Source organism: Dysgonomonas sp. GY75 (assembly GCF_015234155.1).
Taxonomy (GTDB): domain Bacteria; phylum Bacteroidota; class Bacteroidia; order Bacteroidales; family Dysgonomonadaceae; genus Dysgonomonas; species Dysgonomonas gadei.
The window spans coordinates 44805-69383 of sequence record NZ_JADCLQ010000017.1 but is presented as its reverse complement, the minus strand read 5'-3'; the positions used below and the strand labels follow the sequence as shown (position 1 = coordinate 69383).

The 24579-nt window shown below is 39.1% G+C and carries 14 protein-coding genes; 13 read left to right on the top strand and 1 reads right to left on the bottom strand.

Annotation, left to right across the window (positions count from 1 at the left end):
• The first annotated feature begins 87 nt into the window (after nucleotides 1-87).
• Nucleotides 88-798 (top strand): phBC6A51 family helix-turn-helix protein, encoded by a 711-nt coding sequence (locus IR083_RS09415; RefSeq protein WP_194224099.1) that lies wholly within the window; start codon nucleotides 88-90, stop codon nucleotides 796-798.
• 421 nt (nucleotides 799-1219) lie between these two features.
• Here IR083_RS09415 and IR083_RS09410 read toward each other — a convergent pair whose 3' ends face one another.
• Nucleotides 1220-2278: a tyrosine-protein phosphatase gene (locus IR083_RS09410; RefSeq protein ID WP_194224098.1), complete on the bottom strand. Its 1059-nt coding sequence runs from the start codon at nucleotides 2276-2278 to the stop codon at nucleotides 1220-1222.
• 268 nt (nucleotides 2279-2546) lie between these two features.
• Between IR083_RS09410 and IR083_RS09405 the strand changes: the two genes are divergently transcribed.
• From IR083_RS09405 to IR083_RS09350, 12 genes are all read left to right on the top strand, one after another.
• Nucleotides 2547-3554, top strand: coding sequence for a tyrosine-protein phosphatase (locus IR083_RS09405; protein ID WP_242052396.1), 1008 nt, complete (start codon nucleotides 2547-2549; stop codon nucleotides 3552-3554).
• 228 nt (nucleotides 3555-3782) lie between these two features.
• A complete protein-coding gene (locus IR083_RS09400; RefSeq protein ID WP_006800761.1) occupies nucleotides 3783-4187 on the top strand; it encodes a DUF5856 family protein in 405 nt (134 codons plus the stop codon).
• Between the two features lie 608 nt (nucleotides 4188-4795).
• Nucleotides 4796-6463 (top strand): formate--tetrahydrofolate ligase, encoded by a 1668-nt coding sequence (locus tag IR083_RS09395; RefSeq protein WP_194224097.1) that lies wholly within the window; start codon nucleotides 4796-4798, stop codon nucleotides 6461-6463.
• Between the two features lie 60 nt (nucleotides 6464-6523).
• Entirely contained in the window at nucleotides 6524-7384 is an 861-nt protein-coding gene (locus IR083_RS09390; RefSeq protein ID WP_194224096.1) for an N-acetylmuramoyl-L-alanine amidase-like domain-containing protein, read from the top strand.
• Between the two features lie 12 nt (nucleotides 7385-7396).
• Nucleotides 7397-8272: a CPBP family intramembrane glutamic endopeptidase gene (locus IR083_RS09385; RefSeq protein WP_006800764.1), complete on the top strand. Its 876-nt coding sequence runs from the start codon at nucleotides 7397-7399 to the stop codon at nucleotides 8270-8272.
• A 33-nt stretch (nucleotides 8273-8305) separates the two neighbouring features.
• The gene (locus IR083_RS09380) at nucleotides 8306-9718 is read left to right on the top strand and encodes an undecaprenyl-phosphate glucose phosphotransferase (RefSeq protein WP_006800765.1); all 1413 of its coding nucleotides are present in this window, start codon (nucleotides 8306-8308) and stop codon (nucleotides 9716-9718) included.
• A gap of 345 nt (nucleotides 9719-10063) precedes the next feature.
• Complete coding sequence (locus IR083_RS09375) at nucleotides 10064-14122, top strand: hybrid sensor histidine kinase/response regulator transcription factor (protein WP_199343217.1); 4059 nt, start codon at nucleotides 10064-10066, stop codon at nucleotides 14120-14122.
• A gap of 690 nt (nucleotides 14123-14812) precedes the next feature.
• A complete protein-coding gene (locus tag IR083_RS09370) occupies nucleotides 14813-17833 on the top strand; it encodes a SusC/RagA family TonB-linked outer membrane protein (RefSeq protein WP_194224094.1) in 3021 nt (1006 codons plus the stop codon).
• A gap of 27 nt (nucleotides 17834-17860) precedes the next feature.
• Nucleotides 17861-19483 carry a RagB/SusD family nutrient uptake outer membrane protein gene (locus IR083_RS09365; RefSeq protein WP_006800769.1) on the top strand — a complete coding sequence of 541 codons (1623 nt, stop codon included), beginning with the start codon at nucleotides 17861-17863 and terminating at the stop codon, nucleotides 19481-19483.
• A 231-nt stretch (nucleotides 19484-19714) separates the two neighbouring features.
• Entirely contained in the window at nucleotides 19715-20830 is a 1116-nt protein-coding gene (locus IR083_RS09360) for a basic secretory family protein (protein WP_194224093.1), read from the top strand.
• A gap of 13 nt (nucleotides 20831-20843) precedes the next feature.
• Nucleotides 20844-23162, top strand: coding sequence for a GH92 family glycosyl hydrolase (locus IR083_RS09355; protein ID WP_194224092.1), 2319 nt, complete (start codon nucleotides 20844-20846; stop codon nucleotides 23160-23162).
• 20 nt (nucleotides 23163-23182) lie between these two features.
• Nucleotides 23183-24568 (top strand): alpha-L-fucosidase, encoded by a 1386-nt coding sequence (locus tag IR083_RS09350; protein WP_194224091.1) that lies wholly within the window; start codon nucleotides 23183-23185, stop codon nucleotides 24566-24568.
• Nucleotides 24569-24579: the final 11 nt, after the last annotated feature.

The window sequence follows — 24579 nt, the reverse complement described above, 5'->3', positions numbered from 1 at the left end:
TTGCAAAATCGGCCGAGCCTCAAATTTATCAAAAAAACTTTATCTATATAAGAAACTAATTATTAACCATTAATATTTAAGTATCTTATGAAGTATAAAGAAAAAATAGCCACAGAGATTATCCGGATGATAGAACAGGATTTGTGCAGCATATCAGAAATCTGCAAATCATTTAAAATCAGCCGTAAGACATTTTATGAATGGAAAAAAGAAAAGCCCGAATTTAAAGAAGCGGTAGAAGAAGCCATCGACCACCGCGAAGATGTGATGATAGCCTCGGCACGCATAGGGTTGAAACAGTTGCTGGAAGGCTACGTGCAGAAAAAAGAGAAGGTCACCTATGTCCCCGATAAAAACGATCCGCTGAACGATGTGGAGAAATGCCGTGTAGTGGAAAAGAAATTCTGCCCGCCAAGTATCCGCGCTATAAAGTATGTCCTTGACCGGGAGGAAAGGAAGAAAGACAAAGACCGGTTGCTGGCATCGGAGCGCCGTCCGCTGGTTATCGAAGTACAGGATGAGGAAACCAGGCGCCAACTGATGATATTGCAGGAGAACGGCTTCCGTCCGGGCGGTTCACTCAATCCGGAGGTAGTGGCGGCCGTGGATAGGAAACAGGAAGAAGAACTAAAAGTGAAAAGTGAAGGATTAGAAGTGGAAAATGGGCAAGAGCAGGCAGAGCAAGGGCAAGTTATGGAACAGCCGCCTGTTGCTCAACCGTCCGCCGCTCCGGTAGAGAAACCCAAGGTGAATCTTTATCCGTTTCTGCCTCCGGGATACACATCGAGGACGGATTGAGGAAAGGGAAAGGGAAAAGGAGAAAGTAATAAGTAAAGAGATACGAGTAGACGAGGTACAAGATACAAGTTGTTGACTAATAACAGTTGAATGGAAAACCTGTTACCTTTTATTTTTAAACACGGAGTAAAAGGAGTAGCACGGAGTTTTTAGAAGAAAAAGTGATAATAAAAATTGTGTGAAAAGTCGTCAGGTTTGTCAGGTTTTGTACATAAGCTATCGGCTATCAGCTAATAGCTAAAAATGTGTTACCTTTGTTACCTTTTAATAAAGAAGATGCTTTGCTTTGCTCAACAAGACAAGCTAATTATTAATTTTTCATTCTTAATTATTAATTTTTTTCTGTGTTACCTTTGTTACCTTTTTCGATTTTTCTATCCAACCCAACACCAACAGACTAGGGGCAATAGGGGTTTACCGGTTAATGCAGTAATATTTCTTTTAGCTTTTTCTTTTTGTCAGGGGTAATTTTCAATTGGTTAAGCATATAATCATCTACCGAGCCGCTCATTTCCCTGATGCACGATATTCCGTATTTCAGGTATGCAAGGTCTGTTTTGGTAAGCATAGTGAGTGCTTCCTGGCGGGATTCGGTGAGGCTATCGGCATCTTTTACCAGCTTGGTACGGTCTATCCCTATTCCTGACCACATATAGTCATCCTCTATTACATCCAGAGGGACGTCTAGCGCGCGGAGGAGAAAATAGGTAGCCAGACCACTTTGGTCCTTACCGAGGTAACAATTGTATGCTATCGGGTAATTATTCTCGTCGCAGAGATAATCGAAAAAGCGGGCGTAATCATCTGCAAAGTTTACAATCATATCCTTATATGTATCCTGTGTATAGATTACAGCATCGCCACGAAGAAATTTGCCTTCCAGTACTTTCTGTGAAATAGAGCTATAGCCTTTCTCTGAAATGGGGATACGCACATTATTCGCACCTTTGAAACGGTCTAAAAAGGGCCTTTTCACATCTTCGGACCGTAGATCGATTATCGTCTTTATTTCCAGGCAGGATAATTCGGTACTATCATGGGGAGTCATGCGAAAGAAACTACCCGAACGGAATATTTTGCCCCAACGGATAACACGATTGTCATTTGTTACATATCCGCCTATATCCCGGAAGTTCTGTATACTGTCCATTTCGAAAAAGCGGTTTGTGATAATGTTGGACATTGTTCCTGCAATCTTTATCCGGAAGTATTTACGCTTTTCTACCGAGTCGGAGGTGCTGTTTATTATAGCGATATAGTCATTTGATTTTACAGTATAAGATGGAATGGATGGGAAAACGCTATCATTATCCGACACGAATATTTCGGCCGGAACATTATCTGTTTCCGGGTATAACTCCCATTTTAATGTATAATTACCTTTAGCATCTCTTTCACATAAGGCTATCACTGTAGGTTTGGAAGTACAGCTATACAAGGTAACTAATAATGTAACACAGGTAAATAGTTTTAATTTCATGTCACAAGCAATCATTTTAGTTGAGGCTTCCGACCTCTTTTATTACTTTGGTATCTCTTTAAAACATATGTCAGATAACGATATTATATAAGGTTTTCATCTCCGGATAAACGGAGGTCTTATAGCAAAGATACATTAGTCTGATGTGTTTGTCAATAGAATGCATTCTTTTTGCGAAGATTTACCTTTTTTTTACACTTGAATGTGATTTAACTCTATGATAGGAAATATTTCAACTAATTCCGTATATTTGCCATGTATTAACAATATGGTAAAAGAAGAGGTAAATAATTATCAGGAAAGGACATCTCTGTTAACAATGGATAAAGCCATTTGGAAAGCTCAAATAATACGGGAGAAATATTCAAAGGAAGCAAGCCTGAAGCTTGAAGCTAAAGGCAACTGGTCTTTGTATGCAGGAAGTTCTGTGGATACGATAAACAGAACTATGCCCATATTGACAGGCAATGGCAGTGGCAGTTTCTTCCTTAGTGTGAGTACCTATAGCCGCGTTTATTTTGAATTGGTCTGTGGTAACGAACGATTGATTCTCACTGAAAGACACCTTCCCATGGCCGGAGGCTATAACTTCCGCGATCTGGGCGGTTTCAGAACAATGGATGGACGATATACCAAATGGGGAAAGCTTTTCAGGGCAGACGAATTATCCAATCTTACAGCCGACGATCTGAAATACCTTTCAAGTATACCAATAACTTCTGTTATAGACTTCAGGGCACAAAGCGAATCCCGCCGTTCACCGGACAAACTGCCTCTAACCGTTCATTTTACCTATCCTATAGCTATCACTCCGGGCAATCTCAGTTCGGAAGGAATTCAGGCTAATATGCTGAAAACGAATATCGACTCTCATATGAAACATATGAACCGCTTGCTGGTAAGCAACCCGGCATGCGTGAGAGCCTTTCGTATATTCTTTGCAATCGTGCAGAACAATCTTAGTGCTCCTCTTATATTTCATTGCTCTGCAGGGAAAGACAGGGCGGGTATGGCTACAGCACTGGTACTCTTTGCCTTGGGAGTGGATGAAGCAACAGTTATGGATGATTACCTGATGTCGAAAATTTACCTGAGTGATAAATATGATGCTTTCATAGCAAAGTATCCGCGGGCAGAATCGATATTCACGGTAAAACGTATGTTTCTGCAGGCCGGCATAAATCAGATAAAGAGAGATCACGGCAGTATAATGAATTTCCTTGTCAAAGAACTAAAAGTAGATATAGTGAGAATGAGACGGTTGTATTTGGACTGATAAATACCGGATGAGTATCAGCTCATTATAAAATATCATGATTCACTGAAACAAAAGCGGTACTTTTATTGTTTACCTATTGTACATCGGACAGATCAGACTAAAAATCTATTATAGATAGAATCAATATTAACATTTACACATTCAATTGTTAATACTTGGATTTGAAAATCGCAATCATTATCTTTGTCTATATAGAAACAACATAAATAAATAAATTTTATAATTATGAGCACATCTACATTAAAAGAAAAGAAAGCTGCATCAGTAAATGCAGAAATCGGAACATTTTTAGGTAAAGTATTTGCTTTTAACAGCAGTCTGAAACTTCACCACTGGCATATAACCGGTAAAGGAAGCTATGCCGCACACATTGCACTTGATCAGGCCATCGGCGACCTATTGGATGTAACAGATCGTTTGGTAGAAACTTCTTATGCAGTAAAAGGAGATCTGGATATTGTAATTCCTGAAACAAAGAATCCTACAAACATTGTAAAACATGCCGAGGATTTCTTTAAATATACAGAAGGCCAAAGGGAATTGTTTGCCGAAGCTTTCACTCAGGCAATTATTGATGACTATCAGGAAGCAATCCAACAATTACTGTACCGTCTGAAAAGACTACAATAATTGGAAGAACTACTACAAGAAAATTAAGGAATAGTTGAACAGGGATTATCTATTGATCCCTGTTCTTATTTTGTATAGCTATACAATCATTCTTACAAGGTGAGGGCAGACGAAATATGTGTTTTTATGCAGAAAGTTTATCTATAAGTATAGCTGTTAGCCTTTAGCTGATAGCTTGTAGCTCTTTGAAAAAATGAATTAGCAGATTTGTAAATTAGTATATTAGCGAATGAATGAAATAGTGTAACGTTTTTTAAGAGTTACAAGTTACTGCGCCCTGCGGGCAGTTACGAGTTACGAGGGAAAAAATTAGCTCTGCTGACCGTTGGTTCTTAATTTTTCATTCTTCATTATTAATTGTTTTCCGTGTTACCTTTGTTACTTTTTAACTATATACAGTTAGCAGATGCAAAATAGGCAGTGAAAAATAAGAGAAAAGTTGTCAGATCTGTCAGATTTTAACTGTATACGGTTAAAAAATGTAAATAAGGATAGCGGTTAAAATTCCCGATATTTCGTTTACCCTGTTACAAGGTTATTAAACGCGACTTTGAATAATAAAAATTTATATCTTTGTGCTCCCAACGGAAAATACACAGTAACAAAGAATGAAAACAGATATTGAAATAGCCGGAAGTATCCAACTTGACAAGATTTCAGATGTGGCGAATAAAGCAGGAATCAATGCTGAAGAACTGCATCAGTATGGTAAACATATAGCAAAAATCCCTGTCTCCTTCATCGATGACCAAAAAATGAAGAGGAGCAGTCTTATCCTTGTAACAGCCATCACACCCACAAAAGCGGGAATAGGAAAAACCACCACATCTATCGGCTTAGCTTTAGGCCTGAACAAGATCGGGAAAAAGACAATCGTAGCGCTTCGGGAGCCTTCTCTCGGACCATGCTTCGGGATGAAAGGCGGAGCTGCCGGAGGTGGTTATGCCCAGGTACTCCCGATGGAAGACATCAATCTCCATTTTACCGGAGATTTCCATGCCATAACATCCGCACATAATATGATTACAGCCCTGCTCGACAACTATCTTTACCGGAACAGGGGTACAGATAATTATCTCAAAGAGGTAGTATGGAAAAGGGTGCTCGATGTAAATGACAGAAACCTCAGATATATTGTATCAGGATTGAACGGTTCGGAAAATGGGGTTCCGGCTGAGACGGGATTCGAAATTACTCCTGCATCAGAGATTATGGCAATACTGTGCCTGTCTTCCGATTTGGAAGATCTTAAAAGGCGTATCGGGAATATTATTCTTGGTTATTCTGCTAATGGGAATACTTTCACTGTGAAAGATCTTGGTGTAGCCGGTGCAATTACAGTACTCTTAAAGGATGCGATAAACCCGAATCTGGTGCAAACCACAGAGAAATCTCCTGCAATCATACATGGAGGCCCATTTGCTAATATAGCCCACGGATGCAATTCGTTGATAGCAACAAAGATGGCAATGAGTCATGCCGATTATGTAATCACTGAGGCGGGATTCGGAGCAGATCTTGGTGCAGAGAAATTCTTCAATATCAAATGCAGGAAGGGGCAAATATCACCCAAGCTCACCATCATCGTAGCCACCACCCAAGCTCTGAAAATGCATGGAAATGTACCGATTGAAAGTATTAAGGAGAGAAATACGGAAGGGTTAATAAAGGGATTTGCCAATCTTGACAAGCATATCGAGAACATGAAATCGTTCGGACAAAGCGTTATGGTTGCTCTAAACCGGTATGGTTTCGATTCCGAAGAAGAAATAGAATTGATAAAAGATCACTGTCATCAATTGGGCGTAAGTTTTGCCTTGAATGATTCTTTTACAAAGGGAGGCGAAGGAGCAATCGAATTTGCGGAAGAGGTAGTCAGACAAGTAGAGAACAGGCCATCCCGGAATCTTAGCTTTACATATAAAGATAGTGATTCTATAGAAGAGAAAATTAACAAGGTTGCCAAATCGATATATGGGGCGGCATCAGTCAGAATTGGAGATAAAGCCCGCAAAAAGTTGGCTCTGATTGAGAAACAGGGAATCAATCATTATCCTGTCTGTATTGCTAAAACCCAATACTCATTTTCAGACAATGCTCATGCTTATGGTACACCGACAGGCTTTACTCTTACTGTGAATGATATTGTAATTAACAATGGAGCTGAGTTTATAGTGGCTATTGCCGGAAGCATTATGCGCATGCCGGGCTTACCGGCTGTCCCTCAGGCTGAATATATTGATATCATAGATGGTAAGATTGTAGGACTGAGTTAAGGTGTCGGATCTATCTATTGCTTTGGTAGTTATATCATTAAATATCTTTGTTATTTAAATATGAAACCTGCAAGATTAGTTATACTCATACTCTCATTACTAGCTCTATCGAATGTATCGAAAGGAGGAGATATAATCTCCACTCCGTCCGATGTGCGTATCTACGAAACCTATATAAAGCAGTTTGAAAAGCAGAGGGACAGATCTTTTGAAGAAGTATTGATCAATACCGCCAAATATTTTCTGGGAAAACCATATGTTGCGTCCACTCTTGAGGTATCGGATACAGAGAGAATGGTTGTCAACCTGAGAGAATTTGATTGTACTACTTTTGTCGAAAATTGTATTGCGTTGTCACAGGTTATCAAATCCGGTGATTTTTCTTACAACAATTATCTGCAAACACTAATAACAATGCGTTACCGGGACGGTGAGGTTGTCGGCTATACATCCCGTCTGCATTATACAAGTGATTGGATATATGAAAATGAAAAACATGGGTTGCTGAAAAATATCAGCTCAGAAATTGGAGGGGAGAAGGTTAAAAAGAATATCAACTTTATGACAACACATCCTCAACTATATAAGCATCTCAAAAACAACAAGCAAAACATCGAGAAGCTGGATAAAATAGAAAAAGGTATTTCTAAGAGAAATGCTTATGAAGTACTGCCTACAGTCGCAATCTATAATAATGAGCAAAAAATAAAAACCGGGGATATAATCGTATTTGCTACATCAATAGAGGGTTTAGATTATTCTCATATAGGAATTGCTTATTGGCAAGAAGAGAAGTTGCATTTCATCCATGCATCAAGCAAGGCTAAGCAGGTGATTATTGAACAAAAAACACTTTTAGAGTACTGCCAGGCTTCAAAGAATTGTACAGGCATAACTGTGCTCCGCATTAATCAAAAATAAAAAGTGACGGCTATGGACAACAAAGGTATATTATATAATATGGGAGGCTGGTCACAGTTTTTCTTCTTCTGTTTCCTTTCTTTTTCAGGACTAATTATGGCTACCTTGATTATTCTTCTAATGGTGCCTGCCGATAATCCATTACAATCAGTGCCCTCCATCCAGATTGCACAGGTAATACAAACTGTCTGTCTGTTTTTAATTCCCTCTCTGGTTTATGCTTTTTTGTATCAGGGCAGTATTAAGAATTATTTAAACACCAGGACGCAGATAGACGTATTATTCTTACTTGGTACAATCCTCTTGATTATTTTTATCCAACCGGCTATAAACTGCATAGGGTACTACAACCAGCAGATGATATTACCGGAGTTCTTCGATTGGATGAAGGAATATGAGGAATCGGCGGAGAAAACATTGAAACTGGTATTTGCAGACAGAACAATCATATCCCTTATCATCAATCTTTTGGTGATTGCGGTCTTGGCAGGTTTGACAGAAGAATTCTTTTTCAGAGGCTGCTTACAACAAATAATACTGAAGATTGTGAAAAACCGGCACCTTGCCATTTGGATCACCGCGATTACTTTCAGTGCTATTCACTTACAATTCTACGGATTTGTACCCCGGGTATTATTAGGAGCATTACTAGGTTATCTGTTTGTATGGTCAGGAAACATATGGGTTCCGGTCATTGTGCATATAATGCATAATGCTATAAACGTTGTACTCATTCATATGTGCTATGATACGCCAAAAGGAAGCCAGATAGAGAATTTCCCCTTCGAAGAAAATGCAGTTCTTATATCTGCAAGTTTTATCATATCTGCTTTAATAATATTTATGATATACAGAAGAGGGGTAAATAGGCTAGAATCTGAGAACTAAATATTATCTTTGCAATCTGTTTTTATTTACACTATGGATAGTACGGATAGAAAAGAGGGATATGGCTACCTGATTGATTGGATAGTTCGTTTTGGCGACTTGTTCCTTATTAATATATTTTTTTTACTGGCGTTTTTCATATTCCGCCAAGACGACGAAGTAACCGAAAGCCTTCATTACAGGGAGAAAATCATTGCATTTCTATTGATTAACCTGTGCTATTTTCTGACTTCTTCATTTATACGTTTTCACATTACATCAAACGTTGTATACCTTGATAAAATAGTCCAACGATCGTCAGCATTTATAACTCTTTATGCATTGTTGGTAACTGCAGGATTCTCTATATTCCACATTATAAGTATTCCTATAATTCCTTGGATTGTAGGCTTTTTTATCATGGGGACTATTTTTATAGGATGGCATGTATTATTCCGTCTCTTGTTAAAGTCGTATAGGAAGAAGGGATATAATTATCGGCAAGTCATTATTATAGGAGCAGGAAGTAGTGCTGTAAAAACATACGAATCGCTTATTTTCAGTGAGTTCGGCTACAAAATTTTAGGTTTCTTTGACAACGATGTTTCAAAGAAAGATATATTACCGAATTATCTGGGAAAAATTTCTGATATAGAAGAGTATGTTAAGAATGTTAAAGTAGACGAAATGTTTTGCACCCTGTCAGGAAATCAGGATGAATTAGTCTATGATTTAGTAAGATTTTGCGAAAAAAATATGATCCGGTTCCATCTTATACCTGAGTTTCACAAATATATGAGGAGGCGATTTTCTTTACATTTTATCGAATCTACTCCTGTATTGAGTCTTAGGTATGAGCCTTTACAACATTTTACAAACAGATTTATTAAGCGGACATTCGACCTCATTTTCTCCGGTCTCGTACTGACCCTTATTTTCCCATTTGTATATATCATCTTCGGAGCCATCATAAAATGGTCTTCTCCCGGACCTGTATTCTTTAAACAAAAAAGGACAGGAATAAAAGGAGAAGAATTTTACTGTTACAAGTTCCGGTCGATGCGATTGAATGACGAAGCAAACAAAAAACAAGCCACTGCAGGAGACCCACGTATAACCAAAGTGGGGGCATTTATGAGAAAAACAAGTATTGACGAACTACCCCAGTTTATCAATGTATTCAAGAATGATATGTCCGTTGTCGGTCCTCGTCCGCACATGCTCCAACATACCGACCTCTATAGTTCCCTTATAGATAAATTCATGGTCCGTCATCTGGTGAAACCAGGTATCACAGGATGGGCACAGGTAACCGGATGCAGAGGAGAGACCAAAACCGTAGAGGAAATGGAAGAACGTGTAAAAAGAGATGTATGGTATCTCGAACACTGGACTTTCTTCCTTGACCTGAAGATAATCTACCTCACAGTTGCCAATGTTTTCAAAGGAGACGAAAAAGCGTTTTAGTATATCGATTATTAGTATAATTTGTATTTACTAACCATATAATGTTAAAATCTGACACACTATTTACAGTCATCAGTTAGCAACTTGTATCTCGTATCTCATATAACTTACTACTTATTCCAATACATCAAAGAACTACAAGCTAACGGCTACAAGCTATTAGCTATATCCATAGATAAAGTTTTTCAAAAAGAATAGGAGCCTGTTTAAGTTTTAGCGAAAAATATTATTACAGCCTCTAAATTTCGTGTGGTTGCCCTAGCATTATATGACGTTTATTTATTTTATCCGGATGTTAATTGTATTTTTGTAAAAAAGAATGTCCCTTTTTATCAATCCATGGTTATGAAACATCTGCTTTCCTACATTTATGATAGAAAAAATATCAGGATTTTCAAGAAGTCTTACTTATTGGCTGTCTTTTTTCTGTCCAATGTCTTCCTGTCCTATGCCTCATATACACTACATAGGGCCGATAAACTCGATTTGTCGAACAATGCGATTCTTTGCATGTATCAGGACAAAGATGGTTATATGTGGTTCGGTACATACGATGGATTGAATCTGTATAACGGAAAAAACACTTTTGTTTACAGGTCCGAATTCGATAATGAGTTCTCCTTATGCAGTAATATTATTCACAATATCACACAAGCAGACGAAGGTAATCTGTGGATATCTACGTTCCTGGGGCTGAATAAGTTTTCGTTGAAAGAACGAAAAGTCATAGAATCGTACCCAGAATTGCCGGAGGCCAAGCTTCTGGCAGCGGATAGGAAAGGAAATACATGGGTTATAAGTAAAAAGAACTATATATCCCATTATAACCGGGAGAGTAAGAATTTTACCGATATTCATTTACCCGGGGCCGATATGGATAATGTGAAGGCGCTGTTCGTTGGTGGTGATGACGAACTCTATATGATTACTGCTGATGGGAAATTGAAAAATATAGAAATTGCCGCAGATTCGAAAAATAATGATATAAGGTTGCAGGTAAACGAATCATTACTACACGATAAAAGCATAATAAATGCTTACTATGAAGATAACAAGATTTATTACATAAGTGCCGAAAGAAAACTCTACCTGTACGATCTCTCAGATAATAAGAGAATATTGATCACGGACTTATCTTCGCTGATAGGAAAATATGGAGGGATATCCCGTGTGGTTTCTTTTAAATCCGATTTGTTTGTCTCCTTCAATGATAACGGGTTGATAAGGTTAGATGTAGAGAATGATTATAAACCGGAAACCGTATATCTCGGGATAAGGGTCTTCTGTCTGCTCAAAGATAAAAAACAGGACGTACTCTGGATTGGTACTGATGGGAGAGGAGTGCAAATGTACTATCAGGGACACGATCTGTTCGGAAACATAATATTCGACAATTTTTTTTCGGGTACTCAAAAGCCGGTCAGGTCTATTTATGCGGATGAATCACAGAACCTGTGGGTGGGCACGAAAGGTGATGGTATAATGCGAATCAGGAATTACGATGAACACAATCAGCGTGAAGTGTCTCAGTCACAGGTTTTAAATTACACAACTGCCAATGGGCTATCGAGTAATCTTGTATTTTGTTTCTTGAGAAGTAAATACCGGAATATACTCTGGATCGGGACCGAAGGGCCGGGTTTTTCCTATTATTCATATAAGGATAACACGATAAAATCTTTATCGGAAAAGGATGGAAGTACAATAGGGAAAGTTCATTCGATCTGTGAAGTGAATGATTCTACTCTATGGATGGCGACGGCCGGTAACGGTTTGCTCGAAGTTATCATTAAGGATGAAAATTCCCGTCTTTCAGTCAAATCGGTGAATGAATACATTCTGAAAAATGGAGATAAGACCTGTGTTGAATTCCATTCTATGTTTTACGACGGGGCATCTACCCTATTTGTTGGAAGCCGTGGAGGTTATGGGGTGGCACGTTATAATGTCAAAAGTAAACAGTATGATTTCATACAGATGAAAAATGCTGAAAATACAGCTATCGGAGATGTATTGTGTGTTTATCAGAGCAAAGATTCTACCTTCTATATCGGTGCTAGTTCAGGGATGACCCGCATTCAGTTTTTAAAAGATGGAAATACTGTGATAAAACAGTATGACAGACGGAATGGGATGATAAATGATATGATACACGGAATACTCGAAGATGCTGATGGCTGCATCTGGTTAAGCACAAATAAAGGTCTGATAAAATATAATCCACGCAACGACTTTTTCCATAATTACTCATACCCTGATTTAAAGGTAACAGAGTTTTCCGACGATGCCTATTGGAAGTGTCCACAGACCGGACGGCTTTTCTTTGGTGGTATAAACGGGCTGACATGGGTAGAACCTAAAGAGGTCAATCTGCAAAGTAATTATAAACCTGCCCTGTATTTCTTCGACTTACAGATAGCCGGTGAGAGCCGGTCGCTATACGATTATACAAATAAAAAAGACGGATACCTGGAGATCGGGGCTAATATCTCTTCTTTTACCATTTCGTTTGTCGCAACGGATTATATCAACGGCGAAAATTATGAATACTCGTACCTGCTGGATAACTATAATACAGCATGGACCGAACTCCAGAAAACAAATGAAGTCACCTTCACTAATCTTCCACATGGCGAGTATATACTGAAAGTAAGATACAAAAATGATGTGTTCGATTCGGATGAGAGATATTATTCTCTAAAAATAAGGAAGCTGCCGCCATGGTATCTGACCGGCTGGGCTTATTTGTCATATGTGGTAGCGTTTGCCCTTATATGTTCTTATATCATATACCTTATCCGTAAACGAATAATGGATAAACAAATGCAGATTGCACAGAAGATAAACGAAGAACAGAAAGAAAAGTTATTGGAAGCAAAACTGAATTTCTTTACGAACGTTACTCACGAATTCTGTACCCCTCTGACAGTAATAAAAGGAGTAACTGACTATATTGAAAAATCGGCCGAAGTAGATAAAAATATCCGTAAATATACAGGTATATTACGTGACAATGTAGCTAACCTGAGTGGTCTGATACAGGAGATTCTCGATTTCAGGAAGATGGAGGAAGGCAAGTTCGACTTTAGCTACGTCGAAGAGGCCTCGGTTTCAGATTTGGTGAGAAAGCAAATGGAGTGGTTCATTCCTATTGCAGAAGAAAACAGTATAGCATTTGAAGTTTCAATACCTGCCGATTTATATTGGAATACCAATGTATTCGGATTCAACCGGGTCTTGGTAAATCTGGTTTCCAATGCCTTTAAATATACTACAGAAAAAGGTAAGGTGAAAATATCGGCCGGAATAGATAACGAACAGCTTGTACTTAGTGTTTACAATACAGGACAGGGAATAGAAGATTCGAACATACCATCCATATTCGATCGTTACGGTGTGCTCGAAAATACGGAGGCGAATGACTCTTATCCGTTGATGGCATCACGGCATGGATTGGGACTATCCATTTGCCATGATATAGTGGAGTCTCTTGGCGGAAATATCTCGGTCAGGAGTGAAATCGGTAAATTTGCTGAATTTATAGTAGTATTGCCTGTGCTTCAGGTAACAGAGGAAGAACGTCTGGCAGATGAAGAGAGTAACCTGCCAATGGATGCCGATTCATTGAGACAATCCGCAGGAGAGAAGCAGACAATCCTGATTGTTGATGACAATAAGGATATAGTGTGGCTCATCTCTGATATTTTATCCGACAGTTATCATATCAGGAGTGCCTATAATGTTCCCGAAGCCCTCAAAATTATAGAATCGGAGACCCCTTCCCTTATTATCACCGATATCATGATGCCGGGTATGAATGGTCTGGAGTTTATAAATAACCTGAAGGATGATAAATTTACAAAGCATATACCGCTCGTAATTGTATCGGCTAAAATCAGTGAGAAAGAACAGGCGGAGGGGCTCGATATAGGAGCAGACGCTTATCTGACGAAGCCTTTCTCTTCACTTGTGCTTCGTTCGGTCATAAACCGTTTATTAATGGTGAAAGATGAATTGAAGGACTACTTCTATTCACCCCAAAGTGCGTATAAATATTCAGATGGGCAGTTGATCCATCAGGAAGATAAAGCTTTCATGGATTCCGTTATAGATATTATATCGGATAATATGGAAGAAGAGAACCTACGGCCCGAATTCATCGCCGAAAAGTTGAATATGAGCACCCGTAGCCTTTATCGTAAATTCAAGAAAATAACAACACTTTCCCCTAACGATTTCATTAAAGATTATAGGTTTACACAAGTTGCCAAACTGCTTATCACAACCAACCTCACCATTCAGGAAATCATGTATAAGGTAGGTATTAACAATAAGTCATACTTCTATCGCGAATTCCTGAAAAAGCACAACATGACACCCAAAGAATACCGGCTACGTAAGTAATTAAGGCCTATTTCAGCCTCATTTAGCTTCAGTGTCTTAATATACCAAATAAGTATTTCGGCCCGCCACTGGCAATCTGGTATACTTATTTGGACGAATAGGATAGTCCCTTGTATTTTTATATTAATTAACATTGCTGTACGATTGCTCTGACACCAATAAGTGAAAGGCAAGAGAGATATTGAATAAGTAACAATATATGTTTTCTATAAAACAAACAGTATATATGTTCAATGTACTACAAAATACAGGAATGTTTAACTGCATTTTTTCTCTTGAAAATTTGAGAGAGAGAGAGAGAGAGAGAGAGAGAGAGAGAGAGAGAGAGAGAGAGAGAGAGAGAGAGAGAGAGAGAGACGTAATTTAATAAAAAATAGTCTAATCTTAGCAGAACAGGTACTTAAAGTATCCATTTGTTCTGGATTTTTATACGTTAAAGAATCATTGACCTTATTTCAGAAAGTTAAAAACCTTCTGGAATAAGGTTTTTTTGTGTCTAAATTTTCTGAAAAACCTTCTGATACCCATGTATTGATACATGGTGAACATATTTGATTATTAACTTTTTTAAAATCTTTATTTATGAAGAACCAGCTAATCCTTTATTTATGATGTTCAGGCACTGAGATATTCTTTATCTCTTAAATAAAGTGTGTATTTATTCCCAGTTAACTTAATTAAAATTATATTATGAGAAAATTTGTAGATAAAAATTCAACATGCTACTACAAAAGCTATGGTAGGCGGATACTTTTTTTACTACTCATGTTTATATGTGTTCAATACTCATTTGCCTCCGGATCCGCAAATGACGTGAGAGATATTAATGATGTTACACAAAATGCAGCTACAGTAAAAGGCACCGTAAAAGATCAGAGTGGAGAACCGTTGATCGGTGTTAGTGTTGTGCTTAAAGGAACTACTACCGGAGCTATAACAGATGTAGAAGGAGCATTCTCGCTGAGGGTTCCTGATGGAAATCACACATTGGTTATTTCTCTTGTCGGATTTCATACCCAGGAAATTGCTTTAAAAGGAAAAACCAACTTAGATATAGTGATGGTTGAAGACGCTAAGGTACTTGATGATGTTGTTGTTGTCGGTTACGGTACAATGAAGAGATCTGATGTTGCAACTGCTATTTCAACGATCAAACCGGAAGACTTTAACAGCGGAGGTGCAGCTAGCCGTGATGTTATGAGCTTGCTGGAAGGCAGGGTAGCAGGATTGTCTGTGACTCGCACAGGAGGTAGTTCTCCTACATCCGGGGTTGCCGTTCAGATGAGAGGTGTTGTCTCTATTAATGGAGATAAGAGTCCGCTGATCATTATTGATGGAGTTCCCGGAGGAAATCTTAATCTGTTGCAACCGGGTGATATCGAATCCATGGATATCTTAAAAGATGGTTCTGCTGCCGCAATATACGGTTCTCGCGCAAATGCGGGTGTTATCATTATTACTACTAAAAAAGGAACGAAAGGAACACCTCGATTCGAATATTCTACTTATTTCAGCAGGTATTATAAATTTAACACTCCTGAGTTTATGAATGCAGATGAGTTTAAGTCTGCAATGTCATCTCTAGGTAATGATCCTTCGAGCTATGACAGGGGTGGCAATACAAATATGTATGACGCGATAATTAATAAAAATAATTTATCCCAGAACCATAATTTCTCGGTGACCGGAGGTTCGGAATCCACATCATACAGAGCTTCCGTATTTTATGGCAACCTTAGCGGTATTGGTAAGGCCAACACAAGAGAGCAATGGGGTGGACGTTTTTCAGTAACATCAATAGGACTTGACGATAAGCTGACGTTTCAATCTAATATTTCCCTTATTCAGGAAAATATGAACCGATTGGGAAATGAGGGTTGGGAATCAGCTCTGAAAGCTAATCCTACTAATCCGATGTATAATGAGGATGGGTCATTCTATGAGGATCTTACTTCTGATGAAAATAAGTACGCGCGTTTATTCGAACAAAAAAACAGAAGATATGAAATCACATCGGGACTTGACGCAAAACTGATATTTGAACCGATAAAAGACCTCAAATTTTCTATGTTTGGTAGCTTGACACGTAACAGTTATGACGATAATGTATATTATCAGCAAAATTCCAGAACATCTCTTAACAGTTACGAGGGTGGTGGATATGCAAGCAAATATCATTATGTAAGAAATAAAAGCGCAGTGGAACCTACGGCAGAATATTCCAAATTGTTCCTAGATAAGCATAATGTGTCTATTGTCGGTGGTTATAGCCATCAATATACAGTATGGGAAGAATTCTCAGCGAACAATTCCGGATTCCTTAATGATGCAACAGGAGAGAACGACCTTGGCGCAGGAAGTTACCTGACCACAGGGAAAGCGGGTATGGCTAGTAATAAAGAATCTGAAACTCTGATCGCATTCTTTGGTCGTGTTAATTACATTTTTGACAATAAGTATATCTTGCAGGCGTCACTACGTCGCGAAGGGTCTTCAAAATTTGGAAAGAATAACAAGTGGGGTAACTTCCCTTCAGTATCGGCAGCATGGAATGTATCGAATGAAAGTTTCATGGAGTCCGTTACTGCTCTTTCAAATTTAAAACTGAGAATCGGATATGGAGAAACAGGAAACTCCGGAATCGGCCCATATCAATCGTTAGCAACTTTGGGTACCGGTAATCCTTACTTGACAGATGATGGAACATGGCAGCAGACTTATGGACCTAACAAGAATCCGAATCCGAATCTTAAATGGGAAACCAAAAAGGAATGGAATATCGGTATCGACTTCGGGGTAGTAGGCAATCGTATTAAGGGAGCAATTGACTTATACAAAAGAGAAGCGGATGACTTGTTGCTTCAGAATGTATTAGCTCCGCAGCCTTCTAATATTCATGGAAGTTATACGACTAATATTGGATCTTTATCAAGCGATGGTATCGAACTTACATTGAACGCTACCGCCATATCGACTAAGGATTTGAATTGGAATGTCGCCCTTACAGGATCGAAGATATTTACCAATAAGCTGAAGAAATTCTCTGCAAATTCTGCTGATTATTACTCTACCGGAGGTATTGGAGGATATGGAGATTTGGGCGATGCTGTGCGTCTATATGAAGGAGACGAAATAGGTAATTTCTGGGGCAAGCGTTTTGCCGGATTCGATGCTGATGGCGATTGGCTATTCTATAATAAAGACGGCGAAGCAGTAAGCGCCAATAAAATAACAGATGCGGATAAAACCGTAATAGGTAATGGGGCTCCTAAATGGAGGCTGGGTTTGGTGAATACTGTTTATTATAAAAACTTTGATTTTACAGTCGGATTCATCGGAAAATTCGGTTTTGATATCCTCAACCGTCAGAAAATGGCATACGAAAATGTGGAAACTTTGAGGAGTGGTTATAATGTGTTGAAAACTGTCTTTACTGACGGCGTGGATGCATCCTATCAGTATTCTGATTATTATTTGGAAAATGGTAATTATGTAAAATTAGATAATCTGACAGTAGGATATACGCTGCCAAAGATTCCTTATGTTTCTTCAGCTCGTGTATATGTTACAGCCCGCGACTTGTTTTATATTACAAGTTATTCGGGAGAGTCTCCTGAACTGGATGATACCGGATTATCTCCAAGTATGGCTCCTTATGTGAGTTCCCCTGTAACAAGAAGTTTTTCTATTGGTTGTAATATCCAATTCTGATTATAAATCATTTGAAAAAGTAATAATATGAAAAAGATAGTAAAATATATATCAATGGCGTTTATATCTTCTCTTGTTCTGGCATCCTGTACAGACCTCGATGAAACGGTATATCATAACCATACAACAACAAATTTCTATACATCTAAAGAAGAGGTAATATCAGCTGTGCTACGTCCTTATACGCATAGTGGTGCTACATTCGTCTGTCAATCCCGTGAAAATGTATGGAGACTGAATGAACTCTCTGCAGACCAATTAGCATGGCCTCAAAAAGGGATACATGGTTATGATAATGCAAAATGGATACAATTACATTATCATACATGGGCTACCACTCATGACCAGGTGAAAGGTTGTTGGAATCTTATATTTATGGGACTTGGTTTTTGTAACTCCGGTATCGAAAATCTTGAAGCCCGTGAGGCGTCATCTATGGGTATCACAGAAGCTGAGCGTTTGGCATATATTGCCGAATTGAAGGCTAATAGAGCATACTATTATCTGAATGCAATGAATATATGGGGAAATGTTCCTATCGTGACCTCGGTTGGTGAAGTTCAGTATCCTCCAACAAACTCAAGACAGGAAGTATTTAATTTTGTTGAATCCGAACTCCTGAGTGTTATCAATGATATTCCACTTATGACGAATAAAAATTCAGGTCGTTTGACTAAAGCTGCCGCTTATGCCCTTTTAGCTGATTTATATCTCAATGCAGAAGTCTATACAGGTACCCCGCGATGGGACGATTGTATAACATACTGTAATAAGATTATTGCAGGAGAGGGTGGCTCACAGCAGGGAACAATGAAATTGGATGAAGATATCCTTACTACATATTCAACAACTAATACAACATCCTCATATGAAAATATTTTCGTAATGTCATATGATTATCAGTTGACCACAACGCGTTGTGGATGGTCCGGCGATTTCTATCATTTCCGTCAAAGATATATTAACGGAGGAAACCGTGATGGTAATAATGGTGTTGTGGTTATTCCTACGGCTTATGACGCTTTCGATGACAGAGACCTTCGTAAGAAAGAATGGATGCTTATCGGGCCTCAGTACCAGTATGGAACTAGTATACCTCAAAATGGTACAGTTGAATATGCTAACGAGCCTTTAGTATTTGTGAATGAGATAAGAAAGAAAAAGGCTGGCGGAACAGAATCTAGTATGACTACCGGAGAGGAAAACAGTGGCGCCAGATTCCACAAATACCGTGAAGATATCTTTGGTTCAACTAACTTCTGTAGTAATGACTGGGTATTATACCGCTTAACAGAGATTTATTACATGAAGGCAGAGGCTTTGATGCGTAAAAACGGAGGAACTGCAACTCAGGAAGCAGTTGACCTGATAAATGAAACAAGAGAAAGAGCCTTTACTGCAGAAGATTGGCCGGCAATGAAATATACAACTACAACTCTTACAATGGATGAACTTCTGGCTGAAAGAGGACGTGAGTTTATATTCGAAGGAAAAAGAAGAACGGATCTTATTCGCTTTGGAAAATTCCTTACAGGAAGCTGGTGGGATCATACTCCTACAAATAGTTCTCATCTGTTGTTATTTCCGATTCCTTACGATCAGATGATGGTAAATCCTGGTTTGGTACAAAATCCTGGTTATACAAATTAACCTTAGATAGATATCATCAGCAGCTTTTCTTTTGAAGAGAGTTGCTGATGATTCTTTTTTTATTCAATGTCCTTGTCATAGTATCGTTATTCAAAATCATTACTATAATGAAATAATACAGTAATGATTGTATAAGTGCATCAGGATACCTTTATTGCCGAACAGGATAATTAACCTTTTTCCTATAATAATTATACTTGCATCAAATCTAACCCCTATAACGAAAACATAATGAAGAGAATCCTATTTCTGGCTTTTGCTATATCAATCCTGACTTGCCAAGGTCAGGAGATAAAGGCTGATTATCCGCAGCTTACAGATAACAACCCCACAACCTATTACACAGGTACGCCGGGTAAAAATAAATTGACATTTCAAACCTCATACAGCACGCCTGTATTGAGCTACAAAATATATTCTTCGGGAGAGACACCGGCTCACGATCCTGCTTCCTGGGTATTGAAGGGTTCCAACGACGGAAAGAAATGGACTGTTGTTGACGAACGGAAAGATCAGAAATACTGTTCGCGGTTTCAGGAAATTCTGTGTGTTGTCCAGAAACCCGGTGTGTACACCCAATATATGCTTGAAGCCATGGCCTCAGGTAAAAAAGAAAATGTAATCATTGCCGATGTCCTCTTATCCGATAAAAACATGAAAGCAGGATGGGAGAACTTCAAATACCCTAAAGTCGTATTCGAATCGCTGAACCCGGATACCGAGGGGAGTAAGATCTACCACGATTTGGTTCAAAACCCCGATGAATATGTGAAATATCATACCCAGAAGGTAGCTGAAATATTGTATTACACCGCAGGCGACCCGATGGTCGATGTACAGGAAATAGATTACACATTGAAAGATTATAACGGAGTTTCAGCAAAAGGCGGAAGTTCTCCGGCTATAAATATAGTATACAGCACACAACATATAGAAAAGTCAGCAAAGGAATCTCTTTACAAACTTGATTTCGAAACACGTGGAGTTCTCTATCATGAATTGACCCATGGCTATCAGTTCGAACCGAAAGGAATCGGTAACTATGGAAATAATAAGACTTTTTGGGCATGTATAGAAGGTATTGCCGATGCCGTAAGGGCTGAGGCCGGTTTATTTGATATGAGTACACGCAAGCCGGGCGGTAATTGGATGGATGGTTACCGCACCACCGGCTTTTTTATCCAATGGCTTACAACAAAAGACCCCGATGCTATCCGTAAATTCCACATTACTGTAAGGGATTTGGATGTATGGAGTTTCGATAAGGCTATTAAAGCAGTCTTTGGACAGGAAGCTAGTATTGAAGGTATGTGGAATGAATATCAGGAATTTTTGAAAAAACAATAATCAACATATACAAATGAAGTTAAGCACACTCACTCTTTCTTTCTTACTTATGAGCGGCGTAGTATCCGCACAGGAAAAAGTATCTTTTGTCAATCCGATGATAGGTACGGTGAAAATGGGGCATACATTTCCGGGAGCCTGTGTTCCTCATGGTATTGTCCAATTAAGCCCGGATACGGATACTATCCCTCATAGTATAAATGGCGTATATCAGAAAGATACTTACAAGTATTGTGCAGGTTACCAGCACGACGACAATACCATTGTCGGATTCAGTCATACACATCTTAGCGGAACAGGACACTCCGACCTCGGCGATATACTTATTGTGCCTGTTACCGGCGAATATAAATTTAACCCGGGTGTAGCCGATAAACCACGTTCGGGCTACCGCTCACACTTTTCGCACGATACGGAAGTTTCCCGTCCGGGATATTACGAAGTCGTATTGGATGACTACAAGGTAAAAGCGCAACTGACAGCTACCGAAAGAGTAGGAGTGCATAAATATACTTATCCCGCAAACGAAGAACAAAAATTATTGCTCGACCTTGTTCATGGCATCTATAATTACGATGGAAAGGTATTATGGGCAAGCCTTCGTGTCGAAAACGATACACTGATTACAGGATACCGCATCACTAATGGTTGGGCAAGGGAAAACTATACCTACTTCGCCATATCTTTGTCGAAGCCGATAAAGAACTATGGCTATGTAGACCGCGAAAAACCAAAATATACGGGATTCTGGCGTAAGTTCAATTTACAGAAGAATTTCCCTGAAATAGCAGGACGTAAGATTGTTTCCCACTTCGAATTTGGTTCGGATAACTCTCCGCTTATCATTAAGGTGGCTTTGTCGGGAGTAAGTACAGAGGGTGCATTAAAAAACCTTGAAGCTGAAACTAAAGGTAAATCTTTCGATAAAATCGTAGCAGAAGCATCTTCAAAGTGGGAAAAAGAGTTGAATGTAATAGATGTAGAGGGAGACAGCGATAAAAAGACTATGTTCTATACTTCCCTATACCATACCATGATAAATCCGTCGGTTTATCAGGATGTGGACGGACAATACCGTGGTATAGACCATAATATACATCAGGCGAAAGGATTTACCAACTACACTATATTTTCCGTATGGGATACCTACAGGGCGCTTCATCCGCTGTTCAATATTATCAACAGGGAAAGAAGCGTAGATATAGTGAACTCTATGATAGCCCATTACGAGCAGAGTGTACATAAGGCATTGCCTGTATGGTCGCATATGGGAAATGAAAACTGGTGTATGATTGGTTATCATTCCGTATCGGTACTGGCCGATGCTATCGATAAAGGGCTGAACATTGATAAGAAAAAAGCATTGGAAGCCATGATCAGTAGCTCGAATGTCGATTATTACGATGGAACGGGCGAATATAAGAAATTAGGTTATGTGCCTTTCGATAAAAACGGTAGCGGTTCGTCTATTACCCTCGAATATTCATATGACGACTGGACGATTTACAATACAGCCCTGAAAACGAATGATCAGGCCGTTACGGATACCTACAAGAAAAGAGCCTTGAATTATCATAATGTCTTTGATCCTGAACTGGAATTTGTTCGTGCCCGTTACAGCGACGGACACTGGAAGACTCCATTCAATCTGCTGAGTACACACGGAGAGGGTTTTATTGAAGGAAACTCCTGGAATTACTCATTCTATGTGCCGCACGATGTAAAAGGGCTTATTAAGCAAATGGGAGGAGATAAACAATTTGTACAACGTCTCGATTCTCTTTTCACCATGCATTTACCCGATGAATTCTTTGCCGATACGGAAGATGTTACCCGCGAAGGAGTGATGGGTAACTATGTACATGGCAACGAACCAAGCCACCATATCGCTTACCTGTATGCATGGACTTCGCAACCGTGGAGAACTCAGTATTGGGTACGCGAGATCATGAACCGCATGTATCGTAACTCTATCGACGGACTTTGCGGAAATGACGATTGCGGGCAGATGTCGGCATGGTATATATTTTCGGCTATGGGATTCTATCCTGTTTGTCCCGGTTCGAATGAATATGTGTTCGGCGCTCCGTATTTTCCTTATATGAAAGTCAAGGTGGGCGATGGAAAGTATCTGGAAATAAAAGCAGATAAGGTAAGTGACAAGATGTGTTATGTAAAATCGGTTAAGCTGAACGGAAAGCCTTATACAAAGGCGTATATCACCTATGACGACATAAAGAACGGTGCGGAACTTACATTCGAAATGGCTGCTACTCCTAATAAGAAAAGGACATTCAGCGAAGCAGATAAACCTTATTCATTGTCAAAATAGACAATCTAAAACGTATTATTATGAAGAAATTATACACTCTGATTCTCCTGGTGTCTCTGTCATTGTCTGTTATGGCTCAGGCAGGAAAATCGTTGATGCAACTTCAGCAGGAGTTTGTAGACCTTAGGTTCGGGATGTTTATCCATTTCAATATTCCTACATTTATGGAGGATGATTGGGCTGATCCCGATGCATCTCCGTCAATATTTAATCCTGAGAAACTGGATTGCAACCAGTGGGCTAAGACTGCCAAAGAGGCCAACATGACATACGGGTGCCTGACTACAAAACATCATAGCGGATTTTGTATATGGGACACGAAAACTACCGATTACAATGTGATGAACAGCCCTTTCAGGAGGGATGTGGTGAAAGAATATGCCGATGCTTTCAGGGCGCAGGGGTTAAATGTAATGCTTTATTATTCTATTCTCGATACACATCATAAACTCCGTCCGGGATGGATCACGCCGAAGCATATAGATATGATAAAAGCCCAATTGACCGAGCTATTGACTAACTATGGAGAGATAAAAGCGTTGATTATCGACGGATGGGATGCTCCCTGGTCGCGTATTTCATATGATGAGGTTCCGTTTGAAGATATTTATTCCCTGATAAAGTCTTTACAGCCAAACTGTCTTGTTCTGGATTTGAATGCTGCGAAGTATCCGGCAGAGGTCTTATATTATACGGATATTAAGTCGTATGAGCAGGGTGCAGGACAACATATTTCGAAGGAGAGTAATAAACTCCCCGCATTGTCTTGCCTACCCATCAATTCGGCTTGGTTCTGGAAATCTGATTTCCCCACAACTCCGGTGAAATCGCCCGAAATGCTTGTCAATGACAATATCATTCCCATGAATGAGGTTTATTGTAATTTTATACTGAATGCGGCTCCTAACCGTGACGGGCTGATAGATGCCAATGCGGTCGAGGCTTTCAGAAAGATAGGAAAACTATGGCAAAATAAAGGGCCTGTCGCTAAACTGCCGGCTTATCCTGCCCCCGTTATTTCTAAGAATATTGCAAAGAATAAGAAGACGAATGCCAGCTGGAGCAACGATATGAATATTATGGATTTTGCCAATGACGATAGTTTCCGTTCTGCGTGGGAGTCTAACAGGACAGTAAAAAAGCCCTGGCTCGAAATCATTCTGGATAACACAGAGCAGGACTTCAACCTGATTACCATTGCTCAAAGAGGGGAAAGTAACTTTAGTAAATACCGGATCGAGTATTTTCGTAATAATAAATGGCTACCTCTTTTATCGGGTGAAAACAATGATATAATAAAAGTACATAGATTTGATAAAGTACGGGCCGATAAAGTTCGCATACAGATAGATGAATTTAGTAAACCTCCCGTTATTACGGAATTTGGAGTGTATAACGAAAGATAAAAACTGCACGT

Excerpts from the sequence above, each read along its gene's own strand:
- IR083_RS09415 (WP_194224099.1), top strand. The coding sequence starts at position 88 with ATGAAGTATAAAGAAAAAATAGCCACAGAGATTATCCGGATGATAGAA.
- IR083_RS09410 (WP_194224098.1), bottom strand. The coding sequence starts at position 2,278 with ATGAAATTAAAACTATTTACCTGTGTTACATTATTAGTTACCTTGTAT.
- IR083_RS09405 (WP_242052396.1), top strand. The coding sequence starts at position 2,547 with ATGGTAAAAGAAGAGGTAAATAATTATCAGGAAAGGACATCTCTGTTA.
- IR083_RS09400 (WP_006800761.1), top strand. The coding sequence starts at position 3,783 with ATGAGCACATCTACATTAAAAGAAAAGAAAGCTGCATCAGTAAATGCA.
- IR083_RS09395 (WP_194224097.1), top strand. The coding sequence starts at position 4,796 with ATGAAAACAGATATTGAAATAGCCGGAAGTATCCAACTTGACAAGATT.
- IR083_RS09390 (WP_194224096.1), top strand. The coding sequence starts at position 6,524 with ATGAAACCTGCAAGATTAGTTATACTCATACTCTCATTACTAGCTCTA.
- IR083_RS09385 (WP_006800764.1), top strand. The coding sequence starts at position 7,397 with ATGGACAACAAAGGTATATTATATAATATGGGAGGCTGGTCACAGTTT.
- IR083_RS09380 (WP_006800765.1), top strand. The coding sequence starts at position 8,306 with ATGGATAGTACGGATAGAAAAGAGGGATATGGCTACCTGATTGATTGG.
- IR083_RS09375 (WP_199343217.1), top strand. The coding sequence starts at position 10,064 with ATGAAACATCTGCTTTCCTACATTTATGATAGAAAAAATATCAGGATT.
- IR083_RS09370 (WP_194224094.1), top strand. The coding sequence starts at position 14,813 with ATGAGAAAATTTGTAGATAAAAATTCAACATGCTACTACAAAAGCTAT.
- IR083_RS09365 (WP_006800769.1), top strand. The coding sequence starts at position 17,861 with ATGAAAAAGATAGTAAAATATATATCAATGGCGTTTATATCTTCTCTT.
- IR083_RS09360 (WP_194224093.1), top strand. The coding sequence starts at position 19,715 with ATGAAGAGAATCCTATTTCTGGCTTTTGCTATATCAATCCTGACTTGC.
- IR083_RS09355 (WP_194224092.1), top strand. The coding sequence starts at position 20,844 with ATGAAGTTAAGCACACTCACTCTTTCTTTCTTACTTATGAGCGGCGTA.
- IR083_RS09350 (WP_194224091.1), top strand. The coding sequence starts at position 23,183 with ATGAAGAAATTATACACTCTGATTCTCCTGGTGTCTCTGTCATTGTCT.